We start from the raw sequence: 13,851 nt of genomic DNA, 5'->3' as shown, positions 1-13,851 counted from the left end.
CAAATGACGGGCGGAAGACGTTTCCGCCTGAACCGGCTGCGCGCTAGGCGCTCGCATCACGCAGTGCCTTTCGGTAATATGTGCGGCTTTTCTCGCTCCAAGGGGACGCATTCTGCGTTTGCGCGAAGGATAAAAACCTACATGAAATTTCTGGACAACTATTTCAAGCTGACCGAGCTGAACACGAATGTGAAAACCGAGGTTGTGGCCGGAATTACCACGTTCCTGACCATGGCCTACATCATTTTCGTGAATCCGAGCATCCTTTCGGAAGCGGGCATGGATTACGGCGCCGTGTTTGTGGCCACCTGTGTGGCCGCGGCTATTGGCTGTTTCGTGATGGGTATGTGGGCCAACTACCCCATTGCCCAGGCGCCGGGCATGGGGCTGAACGCCTTCTTTACCTATGGAGTGGTACTCGGCATGGGGTATACCTGGGAGGCGGCTCTCGGGGCGGTCTTCTTCTCGGGCCTGACGTTTTTTCTGCTGAGCATCTTCAAGATTCGCGAGTGGATCATCAACTCGATCCCGATGTCGCTGCGCCTGGGGATCGCGGCGGGTATCGGTCTGTTTCTTGCCATGATCGCGCTCAAGAACTCAGGGATAGTGGTCGCCAATCCGGCTACTTTCGTGTCCATGGGTGATCTTTCCGAGCCCGCGCCGCTCTATGCGCTGCTGGGCTTTTTTATGATTACCGCGCTTGCCTACCTGCGGGTCAAGGGGGCGGTTCTGATCGGGATTCTGGGCATCACCATCATGGCCATGCTGCTGGGTCATAACCAGTATGCCGGGGTGATGTCGATGCCGCCGTCGATTGCACCTACCTTCATGGCGATGGATTTGATGGGCGCGCTGGACGTCGCCATGCTCAGCGTGATCTTTGCCTTCCTGTTTGTGGATCTGTTTGATACCTCGGGCACTCTGGTGGGCGTTGCCCATCGCGGCAAGCTGCTGGACAAGGATGGCAAGCTGCCGCGTATCGGGCGCGCCATGATGGCAGATAGTACTGCTTCAATGGCGGGCGCGGCGCTGGGTACATCCACGACGACCAGTTATATCGAATCTACCGCGGGTATTGCGTCCGGCGGACGCACGGGGCTCACGGCGGTGGTGGTTGGCGTACTGTTCTTGATCAGCCTGTTCTTTGCGCCGCTGGCGGGCTCTATTCCTGCCTATGCCACGGCAGGCGCGCTTTTGTATGTCGCGGTACTGATGGCCGGTAGTCTTGCCCACGCCAATTGGGATGACCCGACCGACGCTGCGCCGGTATTGATTGCCGCCCTTGCCATGCCGCTGACCTTTTCGATTGCCGACGGCATCGCCCTTGGGTTTATTAGCTTTGTGGGCATCAAGACGCTCTCTGGCCGCTTTGGCGACCTGAACCCGGCGGTCGTGATCCTGGCACTGCTGTTTGCGGTGAAGTTCCTGTTCCTGGGTTAAACCGCCCAGGCTATTTATTTATTAATCTATGAGAGACGCGATGAGCATTTACGGCGACTACATCAAGTCGGTTATTCGCACCGTTCCTGACTGGCCCGAGCAGGGCGTCAACTTCCGCGATATTACCCCGCTGTTGCAAAACAGTGCGGCGTTTCGCAAGCTGATTGACAGCTTCGTACACCGCTATCAGGAAATGAACCTGGATGCTATCGCAGCGATTGATGCTCGCGGCTTCATTATCGGGGCGCCGTTGGCTTACGAGCTGGGCTGCAGCTTCGTGCCGGTTCGCAAGAAGGGTAAACTGCCTTTCAAGACCGTCAGCGAAACCTACACGCTGGAGTACGGCCACTCTGAAGTCGAGCTTCATTCAGACGCCTTTCAAAAAGATGATCGCATCCTGTTGATGGATGACCTGATCGCCACGGGGGGCACCATGCTTGCTGCCGCCAACCTGATTCAGCGCTGCGGCGGGCAGGTAGTGGAAACCGCAACGATCATCGACCTGCCTGAACTGGGCGGTTCTCAAAAAATTCGCGATGCAGGGTTTAGCGTATTCGCGGTGTGTTCTTTCAACGAAGACGAGTAACGCCCCTCATGAGCAGCGAACGCTACCATCAACACTTCACGATCTCCTGGGACCAGCTGCACCGTGATGTGCGTCAGCTTTGCCACCAGATGATTGAGCGCGACTTCAAGGGCATTGTGGCGATCACCCGCGGCGGGCTGATTCCGGCCGCTCTGATTGCCCGTGAGCTCAATATTCGCCTGATTGATACCGTATGCATCAAAAGCTATGACCACATGGATCAGGGCGGCCTGAACATCATGAAAGGCGTTGACCATGATGGTGAAGGCTGGCTGCTGGTCGATGACCTGGTGGATACCGGCAAGACCGCCCGGGCAGTGCGCGAAATGTTGCCAAAAGCGCATTTCGTGACGATTTATGCTAAACCGGAAGGGCGCCCCTTAGTGGACCAATATCTCACTGAAGTGGCTCAGCAGTGCTGGATCCAGTTCCCCTGGGATATGGGCATTGCCTACGTTGAGCCACTCGTCGACCAAGTTAAAAGGAATTATGACTAATCCACTGACTAACGACTGGAGCCAATGGCTCGGGAATGAGTTTGACGCCGACTACATGAAGTCGCTCAAGCAGTTTCTGGCCCAGGAAAAAGCGGCCAAGAAAGTGATCTATCCGCATTCGTCCAACTGGTTTCGCGCCTTTGAGCTGACACCGTTGAATGAAGTGAAAGTCGTTATTCTGGGCCAGGACCCGTACCACGGCCCCAATCAAGCCCATGGGTTGAGTTTTTCTGTTCAGGCGGGGGTGCGAGTCCCCCCGTCGCTTGCCAATATCTACAAAGAGCTTGAAGACGATGTGGGTTTCAAGCCGGTGCCCCACGGCAGCCTGGTAAGCTGGGCCAAGCAGGGGGTGCTGCTCTTGAATACTGCGTTGACCGTCGAGCAGGGCAATGCTGCCTCTCATCGAGGCAAGGGCTGGGAGCAGTTTACCGACCGGGCAATTGAAACGGTCAGTCAGCACGCGCCGCCCTGCGTGTTCCTGCTGTGGGGCAGCCACGCGCGCCAGAAAAAGGCGCTGATCGACCAGCAGCGCCATCTGGTGCTCGAGTCTCCTCACCCTTCACCGCTCTCGGCGCACCGGGGCTTTTTTGGTAATCGTCAGTTTTCCCAGGCAAATAAGTTCCTGGAAGAGCAGGGGCGTACGCCAATTGAGTGGCAACTGCCGGAAAGCGCTTAACCTGTTGGTCAGATGCGGGTAGAATGGCGCGCAATTTTGTATGCCTGACGATGACAGCGAGTTGTCATCCTGATATCCCCTGCAGTGAGGAAGCCCCATGAGTGTCTACGCCATTAACCATCCCCTTGTTCAACATAAGCTGGGACTGATGCGCGAAGTGGATTTGAGCACCAAGAGCTTTCGTGAACTGGCAGGTGAAGTAGCCAAGCTTCTGACCTATGAGGCCACCAAGGGGCTGGAGCTTGAGGACCACGAAATTCAGGGATGGAACGGCGAGCCTATCGCTACTCGCCGCCTGAAAGGCAAGAAGGTCACCGTCGTACCCATTCTGCGTGCCGGCCTTGGCATGCTCGAAGGTGTCACGGATCTGATTCCCAGTGCGCGGGTCAGCGTTGTCGGCCTTTACCGTGATGAAGAGACGTTTCAGCCGGTGCCTTACTTCTCAAAGTTTGCCAACGATATCGAAGAGCGCATGGCTATCGTGATCGACCCGATGCTGGCGACCGGCGGTTCCATGGTGGCAACCCTTGATATGCTGCGCGAGCGCGGCTGTGAGTCCATGAAAGTGATCGTGCTGGTGGCCGCTCCTGAAGGCATCAAGCGGGTGCAGGATGCCTACCCGGATGTGGAGATCTATACCGCCTCGATTGATGACCGTCTCGACGAGAACGGCTATATCGTGCCGGGTCTTGGCGATGCCGGCGACAAGATTTTCGGTACCCGTTAAGCATCCTGTTTGAAAATGCCCCTTACGCCTCGGCGTCAGGGGCATTTTTTTGCCCCTTCCATACGAATAACAAACCTTCAGGAGTTGTGTGATGAATGATGCTGCCCGCCGGCCCGAGTCGTGGCCGAAGGTACTGCTGACCGGTGCGCAAATGCTGTTTGTCGCCTTTGGCGCGCTGGTATTGGTGCCGCTGCTGACAGGGCTTGACCCAAGCGTTGCGCTGTTTACCGCCGGTGCGGGGACGCTGGTATTTCATGCTGTCACCAGAAAGACGGTGCCGGTATTTCTGGCCTCATCCTTTGCTTTTATCGCACCTATCCAGGGCTCCATTGCAAGCTTTGGTGTATCCGCCACCATGGGCGGCCTGATGGCGTCAGGCCTTGTCTACGTGGTTATTTCCCAGGTGGTGCGTCTGCGCGGCACCGGCTGGCTCAATCGGCTGCTGCCCGCCGTGGTGGTGGGGCCGGTCATCATGGTGATCGGTCTGGCGCTGGCGCCGGTAGCGGTCAGTATGGCCACCGGTGAAACCAGCGCCAATATTGGCTATGGGCAGGCGATATTTCTCTCCATGGCAAGCCTTATGGTCACGCTGGTGCTTGCCGTATTTGGCCGCGGCCTGCTGCGCCTGATTCCGATCATGGGGGGTATCGTGACCGGCTACGCGCTCTCCTTGATCATGGGCGTTGTCGATTTCACTCCGGTGCATGAAGCCGCCTGGCTGGCACTGCCCAGTTTCACCGCGCCCAGCTTTCACTGGGCGGCAATTCTGTTCATGATTCCGGTGGCGATTGCCCCCGCCGTTGAACACATTGGCGATATGGTGGCGATCGGTTCGGTCACGCGGCGCAACTACCTGGAAAAACCGGGGCTGCACCGCACGCTATTGGGTGATGGCCTGGCAACCACCACCGCAGCCCTGTTCGGCGGTCCGCCCAATACTACTTATTCAGAAGTGACCGGCGCGGTCACGCTGACCCGTGCGTTCAACCCCAACTATATGGTCGTGGCCGCGGTTATCGCCATCGTGCTGGCATTTGTCGCCAAGCTGGGCGCGCTGTTACAGACCATTCCAGGGCCCGTGATGGGAGGAATCATGACACTGCTGTTCGGCTCCATTGCCGTGGTGGGCATGAATACGCTGGTGCGTGCGGGTCAGTCGCTTACCGCTCCGCGCAACCTGGTGGTGGTATCGCTGATTCTGGTTTTTGGTATCGGTGGCATGCAGTTTGGCGGCGGGCAGTTTACCCTGCAGGGCGTTAGTTTGGCGGCGCTGGTCGGTATTGTTTTAAACTGGGTGCTGCCGCGCGAGAAAGAGGGTGAATAGCCCGCGCAGTAACCACCGCCAACACGACTGACATCGCCAGGAGCGCTATATGATGAGTCAGCCAGCTACCGCGTTTCCCGTGCTGGGCATCGCGGCGTGGAGCGGTACGGGGAAAACCACGCTGTTGACCCGGCTGCTGCCGCGCCTGCGAGACGCGGGGCTTGATGTAGGGGTGATCAAGCACGCCCACCACAGCTTTGACGTGGACACGCCCGGCAAGGATAGCTACAAGCTGCGCAGTGCCGGGGCTTCCCCCATGCTGATTGCCTCGAGCGAGCGTTTTGCCCTGATGCAGGAGACGCCCGGCCAGGACGAACCCGACCTTGGCGCGTTGCTCGCCATGATGGCCTATCACCAGCCGGACCTGGTGATTGTAGAGGGCTTCAAGGCCTGGCCTATCCCCAAGCTTGCCCTTTACCGCGAGGGGGTGGGCGAGGCCTCGCTGCTTGACGATGCCATGCTCCAGGCAGCGGCGCTTGAAGAGGATTGCTCGGTTGAGCTTGCTTCCCATGTGAAGCGGCTTGATCTCAATAACATCGAAGCAATTGCCCGCTGGGTAATTTCATGGGTTGGTACTCAGCCCAACCGTGTGGTTTCAAATGAAAGGTGACAACATGCAGCTAACCCACCTCAATACGCGTGGTGAAGCTAATATGGTCGATGTCGGCGACAAGCGTGAAACCCGCCGTGAGGCCGTAGCGTCTGGGCGCATCATGATGCAGCCGGAAACGCTCAAGCTGTTGAGTGATGGCAAGCTGCCCAAGGGTGATGTGATCGCGACGGCCCGCATTGCGGGCATACAGGCGGCAAAGCGCACCCACGAGCTGATTCCGCTTTGCCACGCGCTGGCGCTTTCCAAGGTATCGGTCGAGTTCGATATCGATCATGCGGGCGGTTGCGTCAATGTCTCCGCACTGTGCCGCTTGAATGGACGCACCGGCGTCGAGATGGAGGCGCTGACCGCTGTGTCCGTGGCCTGCCTGACGCTTTACGATATGTGCAAGGCCGTCGACAAGGAGATGCGCATCGAAGCGGTGCAGCTTGAGAGCAAGCAGGGTGGCATGCGAGGCGATTACCAGCGCGAGCCGGCACCGGCAATGCCTATCGTGACCGGCGAAGGCAGTTCGGGTGAAGTGACCCTGGGCGAGCGCTGCACGTCACCCTGTGTACGCGTCAAGTTTCTTGCCGAGCTGCGCGAGCGGGTCGGGGTAAGTGACACCGTGCTGGATCTCGAGAAAGTGCCCAGCCGGGATATTGCCGGCTTGAAGGCAGCGCTAAGCCAGCAGGACAGGCGATTTGGCGTGCTTTCCGACCAGCGCACGCTATGCGCAATCAATCAGGTAATGGCCAATGACACGGCGCGCATTACCGATGAAGACGAAGTGGCCTTTTTTCCACCGGTAACGGGGGGTTAAGTCATGAATATCCGGGTGAGCATTCAATCGGACGCCTTTTCCCTGGCGGATGGCTATGAGCAGACGCTGGCACAGCGTACCGATATCGGCGCGCTGGTGTGCTTTACGGGGCTGGTGCGTGATTTCAATGAAACGCCGGAGGTCACGGGCCTGACGCTTGAGCACTACCCGGGCATGACCGAGCGTACGCTTGAAGATATCGGCGCGCAGGCCTGGCAGCGCTGGGCGCTTCAGGCGGTCTACATCGTGCACCGGGTCGGATACCTGGCGCCGGGGGACCCGATTGTGCGGGTGCTGGTCGCCAGCGCCCACCGGCGTGAGGCGTTTGAAGCGTGCGATTTCATCATGGATTTTCTGAAGACTCAGGCACCTTTCTGGAAAAAGGAGCACTCCAGAAAAGGCGAGTACTGGGTAAAAGAGCGCGCAACCGACCTTGAAGACGCTGCGCGCTGGGCCTAGGTGCTGGCGTTAATTATGCTTGGATTCGGATAAAAGATACTGGCCGCCTGACGCCTGACTTGCCTTTCAGGTAGTCGGCGCCTCGGCGGCCATGATCTGCAAATGCACTTCGGGCATATGCTGCATATGCTCGGCAAGCCAATGTATCAGGCGCGGCTGAAGCGCAAGGCGCAGGTCCGCCAACGTCTCGGCCTCGATATCTTCCAGCTGGTCATCCAGCCACTCGCTGAAGCTATCTTCATCCACCGGGCTCGCGCTGCTGCTATCCAGCATCAGGCGGCCGATACGCCACCAGCCGGTTTCGCTGGCCGCCACGGGCAGAGCCAGATACAGGCTACCACGCCGCGCCGTATTTTTGCTGCTTTCAAGGCCGGGGTGGGGCATTACGCTATTTTGATTGACGATGTAGGGCGGCTGGGGGTGGCGGGCTTCGCAGCGCAGTCCTTCGCCATCCAGCACCAGCACGTCACCATTGACCGGTGCCAGCGGCGCGTTAATGCCGAGTGATGCCGCAATTTCCTGGTGCGACTGCTGGTGGCGGGCTTCGCCGTGCACCGGTATCAGGTGTTTGGGCCTTACCCACTGGTAGAACTTGATGAGCTCTTCCTGAGCCGGGTGCCCGGTGGCGTGAAGTTCCGGGTGATTGGTCTCATCAAATATGTTCACGCCCAGCTGTGCAAAGCGCCGCTTGAGCTGCTCGATGGGGCGTTCATTGCCGGGAATGGCCTTGGCCGAGAAAATGACGTTATCCCCCGCTTCCAGGTCGACAAACGGGTGCCGGCCCTGGGCAAGGCGCTGAAGGGCGGCGCGCGGCTCGCCCTGGCTACCGGTGGCAATGATCACCACCTCATCCGGGGGCAAGTAGCCCAGGTCGTGGGGCGGTACCAGCGGCGGCAGGTCGTCCATATACCCCAGGCCGCGTGCAATGCCCACCATGCGCTCCATGGAGCGCCCCATAAGGCTGATGCGGCGCCCGCTCTGCTGTGCGGCCTGGCCAATCGCCAGTACCCGCGCCAGATTGCTGGCAAAACAGGAAACCACCACGCGGCCTTTACACTCTCCCAGCGTCTTGGCAAGCGCACGCGCCACATCGCCTTCGCTGCCCGAATGCCCGAGTATCGGCGCGTTGGTCGAGTCGCCCACCACCAGGTCCACCGGGGCAAGCGCCTGAAAGTGTCTGGCATTGATGGGGGCGCCGATCATCGGTTCAGGGTCGAGCTTCCAGTCACCGGTATGCAGGATGCGGTACTCGCCGACCAGCATCATCAGCGCACAGCTTTCCGGAATCGAGTGCGTCAGCGGCAGAAAACGCAGCGAAAAAGGCGCGCACTCCATGGCCTCGCCTGGCTCAATGACATGGATTGCGGCACTGCTGAGCTGGTGCTCTGCAAACTTCATGCGCAGCAAACCGGCGGCCAGCGGCGTGGCGTAAATGGGGCAGTTCCATTTCGGCCATAGCCAGGCGACTGCGCCGATATGGTCTTCATGGCCATGAGTGATAAACAGTGCCCGGGGCTTGATACCCAGCGTTTCAGGGGTATCCGGGTTGGGCACTTGAAGAGGAGAGTTGGGTAGATCCTGGCGAATCATCATGCCGCAATCGACCGCGATCCAGCGATCGTCATATCCATACAGCGTTAGATTCATACCAATTTCACCGCACCCGCCTAGCGGCAGTATGCGCAAAGGTGGGCGGCGGCGGGGACGAAGTTGAACGCGTGGTGGATGCATCAGTTATGAAAAGCCTAAAAAGTAGTTCCTCAACTATACGGAAGGCAACGGCCGCTCACAATGATCACAACGTTGGATAACGGTGCTTCGCGAAAGCGCTTCCGGTACACTAGGCGCTCTATTTTTTGGCGGTATGGTCAGGCTTTCGTTGCCTGCGGCGCCGTTGCAATAAGTCAAGAGTACCTGTCATGTCCCACTATTACCGTTTAGTTGTTTCCTGCCCTGATCAGGTAGGCATTGTTGCCCGTGTATCCAGCTTTATCGCCCAGCAGGGGGGCTCCATTACCGAGGCCAGCCAGCACTCGGACCTGCAGACGGGCCGGTTCTTCATGCGCTATGAAATCCAGGCCGACTCGCTTGGCATGTCTGCAGAGACTTTGCGTCACGCCTTCGAACCGATTGCTGCCGAGTTCACCATGGAGTGGTCGCTGGTGGATACCCAGCAGCGTCGCCGTGTGGTGCTGATGGTTTCGCGGGAGTCTCATTGCCTGGTGGATCTGCTTTACCGCTGGCAGGCCGGGGAGCTGGATTGCGATATCGTAAGCGTCATCTCCAACCATGAAGACATGCGCTCGATTGCTGAATGGTACGGTATCCCGTACCACCATGTGCCGGTTGACCCGGATAACAAGCAGGCGTCATTTGCTGCCGTGCAGGAGCATATCGACAAGGCCCGCGCGGATTGTGTGGTGCTGGCGCGCTATATGCAGATATTGCCGCCGGCGCTGTGCCAGCGTTACGCAGGCCAGGTGATCAATATTCACCACAGCTTTCTGCCTTCATTTGCCGGTGCCAAGCCCTACCATCAGGCTTTTGAACGGGGCGTGAAGCTGATTGGCGCTACCTGCCACTACGTGACCGAAGAGCTGGATGCCGGGCCAATCATCGAGCAGGACATTCATCGGGTGAGCCATTGCCACACGCCCACTGATCTGGTGCGTTTCGGGCGCGATGTGGAGAAAGCGGTACTGGCACGCGGGCTACGCTGGCACCTGGAAGATCGCGTGTTGATTCACGGCAACAAGACCGTTGTCTTCAGCTAGGCACGATCGAAGCGCTTGGCGGCGTTTCATGCGTTGCAAAAAAAGCGGGCGGCCACTCGATGGCCGCCCGCTTTTTTGATGAGTAGTGTCAGGCGTGAGACAGGCTTTCGGGTCAACCCAACGCCTGGCCGTTACCACCGCGAATGACGCCTACACCCACGCCTTCGATATCCAGCGCCTGGGTACGCAGATCGATTTCGATAGGTGCAAAGTCAGCGTTCTCGGCAAGCAGCGTCACCTGATGGCCCTGACGCTTGAAGCGTTTGACGGTGACTTCGTCTTCCAGGCGGGCCACCACGATCTGCCCATCGCGCACGCGCTCGGTGCGGTGCACGGCCAGCAGGTCGCCTTCCAGAATGCCCACATCCTTCATGGAAAGCCCGCGCACGCGCAGCAGGTAATCCGCCTTGGGTGTGAAATACTCCGCCGGCAGTGGGCAGTAGCGGTCAATGTGCTCGGCGGCAAGAATCGGGCTCCCAGCGGCGACTTCGCCAATCACCGGCAGGCCAGCAGGCGGCAGTTCGCTGTTGGCAGGGGCAGGCGTCAACGAGTCGCTTGGCTCTGCCAGCTCCTGATTGGGTAGCCGGATGCCGCGAGACGTATTGCGGATGATGCGAATAACGCCTTTGCGCTCAAGCGCCCGCAGATGCTCTTCTGCGGCATTGGGCGAGCGGAAACCAAGGGCCTTGGCAATTTCGGCACGGGTAGGCGGGTAGCCGAACTCACCCATGGTTTTAACGATGAAATCAAAAACATTCTGTTGACGTGCTGTGAGTGGCCGCGACATACCAAACTCCATAAATGATGAAAAGACAGTCGGTATCTGCCTGCTTGATCAGTATGTGTTTAAGTATACAGTATGTTCCTCTGTCCAGTACATGCATAACGCGCCCTGTTTTCGGGGTAATACCAGTAGCTTAGAGCGCGTTTGAATTATCTGAAGCGTACTTCGTGGCAATTCGAAAGCGCTCGTCTTGTGCAGCATTGAGCCCGCCGGGGTTATGGCATACTATTTTGCCTTGTTTTAAACACTCGTTTCTCCGGAGGCCTCAATGGCACAATCTGATACGGTGTCACGCATTCTGGATACCGCCGAAGTGCTGTTTGCAGAGCGTGGTTTTGCCGAAACGTCGCTGCGCAACATCACTAGCAAGGCGCGAGTGAATCTGGCAGCCGTGAACTACCACTTTGGCTCCAAGAAGGCGCTGATCCAGGCGGTTTTCTCCCGTTATCTGGACCCCTTCAGCCAACGCTTTCACAGCGCGCTGGACGATCTTGAAGCGCGTTACGCCGACGGGGTAATTCCTCTAGAGGAGCTTCTGGAAACCATGGCGACCACGGTGCTGGCGGTGCCGGCCGAGCGCAACAGTCTGAAAGTGTTCATGCGCCTTCTGGGGCTTGCCTATAGCCAGGCTCAGGGGCATTTGCGCCGCCATATCCAGGCGCAGTATGGTGATGTCTTCACGCGCTTTACCGAACTGGTGCGCCGGGCGACGCCGGAACTTCCGGACGCCGAGCGCTTCTGGCGGCTGCATTTCATGCTGGGAACGGTCATCTTTACCCTGTCAGGACTCGATGCCCTGCGCGATATTGCCGCCAAGGATTACCACGAGCAGGTTACCGTTCGTGATCTGGTGCGCCGTTTGCGTCCTGTGGTCGTGGCCGCCATGAACGCTCCGTTGCCCCCTGAAATTGAAGAGGAGTCCCATGCCAACGCCCATCCTGGCTGAACTGCCGCCTATCGATGGCGGCTGGATCGAGATTGATACTGACTGCCAGCAGCTGCGCTGGTGGCAAGGACGCGAAGTGCTTTTTGAGTGCGCGGTCTCCACGGGTAAAGCGGGCATTGGCCAGCAGGAAGGCAGCGGCCAGACCCCGCATGGCTGGCACTACGTTCGTGCCGCCATCGGTGGAGGCCTTCCGGATAACGCGGTGTTTCGTGGCCGACGCTGGACCGGTGAAGTGTTCACCCCGGCGCTTGGCGAAGCGAACCCCGCGCGTGACTGGATACTGACGCGCATTCTGTGGCTCTGCGGGCTGGAAAAAGGCAGTAACCGCGGAGGTCAGGTGGATTCCCAGCGCCGCTATATCTATCTGCACGGCACGCCGCCGGATCAGCCCATGGGCACGCCGGCCTCGCACGGCTGTATTCGCCTGCGTAACCCTGACTTGCTGTATCTTTACGAGCGTGCTGTGCCCGGTACGCCGGTATGGCTGCACGGTAGCGCCGGCTGAGCATTGCCCACAAGGTTTTTTGACTCTCCTCGATGATCGTCTAAAATCGTCGGCCCTTTTGTTGGATTCTTGATAATGACGCAACCTATTGGCCCGGTCATGCTCGACCTGGAAGGACCGCAATTGACCGCCGCTGAAAAGCGCTTGCTGCTTGAGCCTGCGGTGGGAGGCGTGATCCTGTTTGGGCGCAACGTCGAAGACGCCTACCAGGTACGCAAGCTGTGCAGCGACATTCGGCACGTACGCGGGGACCTTCTGCTGGCGGTTGACCAGGAGGGCGGTCGCGTCCAGCGCATCAGAAAAGGCCTGACCCGCCTGCCGGCAATGGCGCGCATCGGTGAACGCTTTGTGCAGGACCCCGAGGCGGGGCTTGCGCTTGCCACCGACGCCGGCTGGCTGCTGGGTATGGAGATGGCGGCGTGCGGGCTGGATATCAGCTTTGCGCCGGTACTCGATGTGGAAAGCGGCATTTCCAGCGTCATCGGCGACCGCAGCTTCGGCAGTGACCCTCAGCAGGTCGCAACGCTTGGGGCGGCGTTTATCGACGGCCTGCACCAGGCGGGCATGGCCGCCATCGGCAAGCACTTTCCCGGTCATGGCGGTGTTGCCGCCGACTCCCACGTGGCGCTGCCGGTCGACGAGCGCTCCATGGAGGAGATCAAGCAGCGCGATCTCGTTCCTTTCACTGAATTAGCCGCCCAGCTGGATGGCGTCATGCCCGCCCATGTCATCTACCCGGCATTCGATACCCGGCCTGCGGGCTTTTCGCCCAGCTGGCTTGGCATGCTGCGTGAATCGCTTGGCTTCAAAGGCTGTATCTTTTCAGATGACTTGAGCATGGCCGGAGCGCACGAAGCCGGTGACCCAGGTGCTCGTGCTGAAGCTGCACTCACGGCCGGCTGCGATATGCTCCTGGTGTGCAATGACCGCACCGCCGCGCTTGAAGTACTGAAAGCCTGCGAGGGTGTGGCCACCAAACGACCCGCCAAACTGCGCTATGGGCGTGCCCGGCCTGATCTCGATGCGCTCAGTGCGCTGGGCCGATGGCGCCGCACCCACGCAAGACTTGAAGCTCTGGCCGAAAGCTGATCCTGCCGACCCTTTTTTATACCGCCACGTTTTTCGGAGTAACCCCATGTCCAAGATGGATAAAGAGGCCCTTGAGTCGTTGGACTCCATGCGCCAGTTGATGGATAACGCCGACTGCCTGATATCCCAGGAGCAGGTCGAACGCGCCCTGGACCGCATGGCTGAAGCCATTACCCGCGACCTGGGCGACAAGTTGCCGGTTTTCTACTGCGTCATGAACGGCGGGTTGATCACCACCGGCCATCTGCTGACACGCCTGGGCTTTCCGCTGGAAGTCGATTACCTGCACGCTACCCGGTATCGCAACGAGCTGCGCGGTGGCGAACTGTTCTGGCGGGTATCGCCGGAGATTCCCATGGCCGGTCGCCACGTGGTGATCGTTGACGACATTCTCGATGAAGGCTCTACCCTGGCCGCTATTCTGGCCTACTGTGAAGAAGCCCAGGCGGCCAGCGTTACCACGGCCGTGCTGGTTGATAAACAGCACGACCGTAAAGCGGTACCGGGCCTGAAGGCCGACTACTGCAGCCTGGAAGTTGCCGACCGCTATGTGTTCGGATTCGGCATGGACTACAAGGGCTACTGGCGCAATGCGCCGGGTATCTTTGCCCCGAAAGGCATGTAGCGCA

16 protein-coding genes are annotated in these 13,851 nt (G+C 59.1%); 14 read left to right on the top strand and 2 right to left on the bottom strand.

Annotated elements, in window-relative coordinates:
- Positions 1–141 precede the first annotated feature (141 nt).
- From B0H98_RS12010 to moaE, 9 genes are all read left to right on the top strand, one after another.
- Positions 142–1,440 (top strand): NCS2 family permease, encoded by a 1,299-nt coding sequence (locus tag B0H98_RS12010; RefSeq protein ID WP_106375310.1) that lies wholly within the window; start codon positions 142–144, stop codon positions 1,438–1,440.
- A 40-nt stretch (positions 1,441–1,480) separates the two neighbouring features.
- Positions 1,481–2,026, top strand: a complete 546-nt coding sequence (locus B0H98_RS12005) for an adenine phosphoribosyltransferase (protein WP_106375309.1) — start codon at positions 1,481–1,483, stop codon at positions 2,024–2,026.
- Between the two features lie 8 nt (positions 2,027–2,034).
- Positions 2,035–2,523 carry a xanthine phosphoribosyltransferase gene (gene gpt, locus B0H98_RS12000; protein ID WP_106375308.1) on the top strand — a complete coding sequence of 163 codons (489 nt, stop codon included), beginning with the start codon at positions 2,035–2,037 and terminating at the stop codon, positions 2,521–2,523.
- Entirely contained in the window at positions 2,516–3,199 is a 684-nt protein-coding gene (ung, locus tag B0H98_RS11995; protein WP_208623615.1) for a uracil-DNA glycosylase, read from the top strand. Before gpt ends, ung begins: the two co-directional genes overlap by 8 nt.
- 97 nt (positions 3,200–3,296) lie before the next feature.
- The gene (upp, locus tag B0H98_RS11990; protein ID WP_106375307.1) at positions 3,297–3,926 is read left to right on the top strand and encodes a uracil phosphoribosyltransferase; all 630 of its coding nucleotides are present in this window, start codon (positions 3,297–3,299) and stop codon (positions 3,924–3,926) included.
- Between the two features lie 91 nt (positions 3,927–4,017).
- A complete protein-coding gene (locus tag B0H98_RS11985) occupies positions 4,018–5,250 on the top strand; it encodes a uracil-xanthine permease family protein (RefSeq protein ID WP_106375306.1) in 1,233 nt (410 codons plus the stop codon).
- Positions 5,251–5,299: 49 nt separating this feature from the next.
- Positions 5,300–5,860, top strand: a complete 561-nt coding sequence (mobB, locus tag B0H98_RS11980; RefSeq protein WP_106375305.1) for a molybdopterin-guanine dinucleotide biosynthesis protein B — start codon at positions 5,300–5,302, stop codon at positions 5,858–5,860.
- A gap of 4 nt (positions 5,861–5,864) precedes the next feature.
- Positions 5,865–6,665, top strand: coding sequence for a cyclic pyranopterin monophosphate synthase MoaC (moaC, locus tag B0H98_RS11975; RefSeq protein ID WP_106375304.1), 801 nt, complete (start codon positions 5,865–5,867; stop codon positions 6,663–6,665).
- A 3-nt stretch (positions 6,666–6,668) separates the two neighbouring features.
- The gene (moaE, locus tag B0H98_RS11970) at positions 6,669–7,124 is read left to right on the top strand and encodes a molybdopterin synthase catalytic subunit MoaE (protein WP_106375303.1); all 456 of its coding nucleotides are present in this window, start codon (positions 6,669–6,671) and stop codon (positions 7,122–7,124) included.
- Positions 7,125–7,190: 66 nt separating this feature from the next.
- On the opposite strand, the gene B0H98_RS11965 is transcribed toward moaE, so the two are convergent.
- Positions 7,191–8,771, bottom strand: coding sequence for a ribonuclease J (locus tag B0H98_RS11965; protein WP_106375302.1), 1,581 nt, complete (start codon positions 8,769–8,771; stop codon positions 7,191–7,193).
- 272 nt (positions 8,772–9,043) lie between these two features.
- Between B0H98_RS11965 and purU the strand changes: the two genes are divergently transcribed.
- Positions 9,044–9,898, top strand: a complete 855-nt coding sequence (gene purU / locus B0H98_RS11960) for a formyltetrahydrofolate deformylase (protein ID WP_106375301.1) — start codon at positions 9,044–9,046, stop codon at positions 9,896–9,898.
- A 112-nt stretch (positions 9,899–10,010) separates the two neighbouring features.
- On the opposite strand, the gene lexA is transcribed toward purU, so the two are convergent.
- Positions 10,011–10,685: a transcriptional repressor LexA gene (gene lexA, locus B0H98_RS11955; protein ID WP_106375300.1), complete on the bottom strand. Its 675-nt coding sequence runs from the start codon at positions 10,683–10,685 to the stop codon at positions 10,011–10,013.
- Between the two features lie 265 nt (positions 10,686–10,950).
- Here lexA and B0H98_RS11950 point away from each other — a divergent pair, with 265 nt between their 5' ends.
- From B0H98_RS11950 to B0H98_RS11935, 4 genes are all read left to right on the top strand, one after another.
- Positions 10,951–11,628 carry a TetR/AcrR family transcriptional regulator gene (locus B0H98_RS11950; RefSeq protein WP_106375299.1) on the top strand — a complete coding sequence of 226 codons (678 nt, stop codon included), beginning with the start codon at positions 10,951–10,953 and terminating at the stop codon, positions 11,626–11,628.
- Positions 11,606–12,133, top strand: coding sequence for a L,D-transpeptidase (locus tag B0H98_RS11945; RefSeq protein ID WP_106375298.1), 528 nt, complete (start codon positions 11,606–11,608; stop codon positions 12,131–12,133). The genes B0H98_RS11950 and B0H98_RS11945 overlap by 23 nt, the downstream gene beginning before the upstream one ends.
- A gap of 75 nt (positions 12,134–12,208) precedes the next feature.
- Positions 12,209–13,222: a beta-N-acetylhexosaminidase gene (nagZ, locus tag B0H98_RS11940; RefSeq protein ID WP_106375297.1), complete on the top strand. Its 1,014-nt coding sequence runs from the start codon at positions 12,209–12,211 to the stop codon at positions 13,220–13,222.
- 46 nt (positions 13,223–13,268) lie between these two features.
- Positions 13,269–13,847: a hypoxanthine-guanine phosphoribosyltransferase gene (locus B0H98_RS11935; protein ID WP_106375296.1), complete on the top strand. Its 579-nt coding sequence runs from the start codon at positions 13,269–13,271 to the stop codon at positions 13,845–13,847.
- Positions 13,848–13,851: the final 4 nt, after the last annotated feature.

The organism is Vreelandella songnenensis, assembly GCF_003002925.1.
GTDB classification, from domain to species: domain Bacteria; phylum Pseudomonadota; class Gammaproteobacteria; order Pseudomonadales; family Halomonadaceae; genus Vreelandella; species Vreelandella songnenensis.
This window is presented reverse-complemented; position numbering and strand designations above follow the sequence as displayed.

Excerpts from the sequence above, each read along its gene's own strand:
- B0H98_RS12010 (WP_106375310.1), top strand. The coding sequence starts at position 142 with ATGAAATTTCTGGACAACTATTTCAAGCTGACCGAGCTGAACACGAAT.
- B0H98_RS12005 (WP_106375309.1), top strand. The coding sequence starts at position 1,481 with ATGAGCATTTACGGCGACTACATCAAGTCGGTTATTCGCACCGTTCCT.
- gpt (WP_106375308.1), top strand. The coding sequence starts at position 2,035 with ATGAGCAGCGAACGCTACCATCAACACTTCACGATCTCCTGGGACCAG.
- ung (WP_208623615.1), top strand. The coding sequence starts at position 2,516 with ATGACTAATCCACTGACTAACGACTGGAGCCAATGGCTCGGGAATGAG.
- upp (WP_106375307.1), top strand. The coding sequence starts at position 3,297 with ATGAGTGTCTACGCCATTAACCATCCCCTTGTTCAACATAAGCTGGGA.
- B0H98_RS11985 (WP_106375306.1), top strand. The coding sequence starts at position 4,018 with ATGAATGATGCTGCCCGCCGGCCCGAGTCGTGGCCGAAGGTACTGCTG.
- mobB (WP_106375305.1), top strand. The coding sequence starts at position 5,300 with ATGATGAGTCAGCCAGCTACCGCGTTTCCCGTGCTGGGCATCGCGGCG.
- moaC (WP_106375304.1), top strand. The coding sequence starts at position 5,865 with ATGCAGCTAACCCACCTCAATACGCGTGGTGAAGCTAATATGGTCGAT.
- moaE (WP_106375303.1), top strand. The coding sequence starts at position 6,669 with ATGAATATCCGGGTGAGCATTCAATCGGACGCCTTTTCCCTGGCGGAT.
- B0H98_RS11965 (WP_106375302.1), bottom strand. The coding sequence starts at position 8,771 with ATGAATCTAACGCTGTATGGATATGACGATCGCTGGATCGCGGTCGAT.
- purU (WP_106375301.1), top strand. The coding sequence starts at position 9,044 with ATGTCCCACTATTACCGTTTAGTTGTTTCCTGCCCTGATCAGGTAGGC.
- lexA (WP_106375300.1), bottom strand. The coding sequence starts at position 10,685 with ATGTCGCGGCCACTCACAGCACGTCAACAGAATGTTTTTGATTTCATC.
- B0H98_RS11950 (WP_106375299.1), top strand. The coding sequence starts at position 10,951 with ATGGCACAATCTGATACGGTGTCACGCATTCTGGATACCGCCGAAGTG.
- B0H98_RS11945 (WP_106375298.1), top strand. The coding sequence starts at position 11,606 with ATGCCAACGCCCATCCTGGCTGAACTGCCGCCTATCGATGGCGGCTGG.
- nagZ (WP_106375297.1), top strand. The coding sequence starts at position 12,209 with ATGACGCAACCTATTGGCCCGGTCATGCTCGACCTGGAAGGACCGCAA.
- B0H98_RS11935 (WP_106375296.1), top strand. The coding sequence starts at position 13,269 with ATGTCCAAGATGGATAAAGAGGCCCTTGAGTCGTTGGACTCCATGCGC.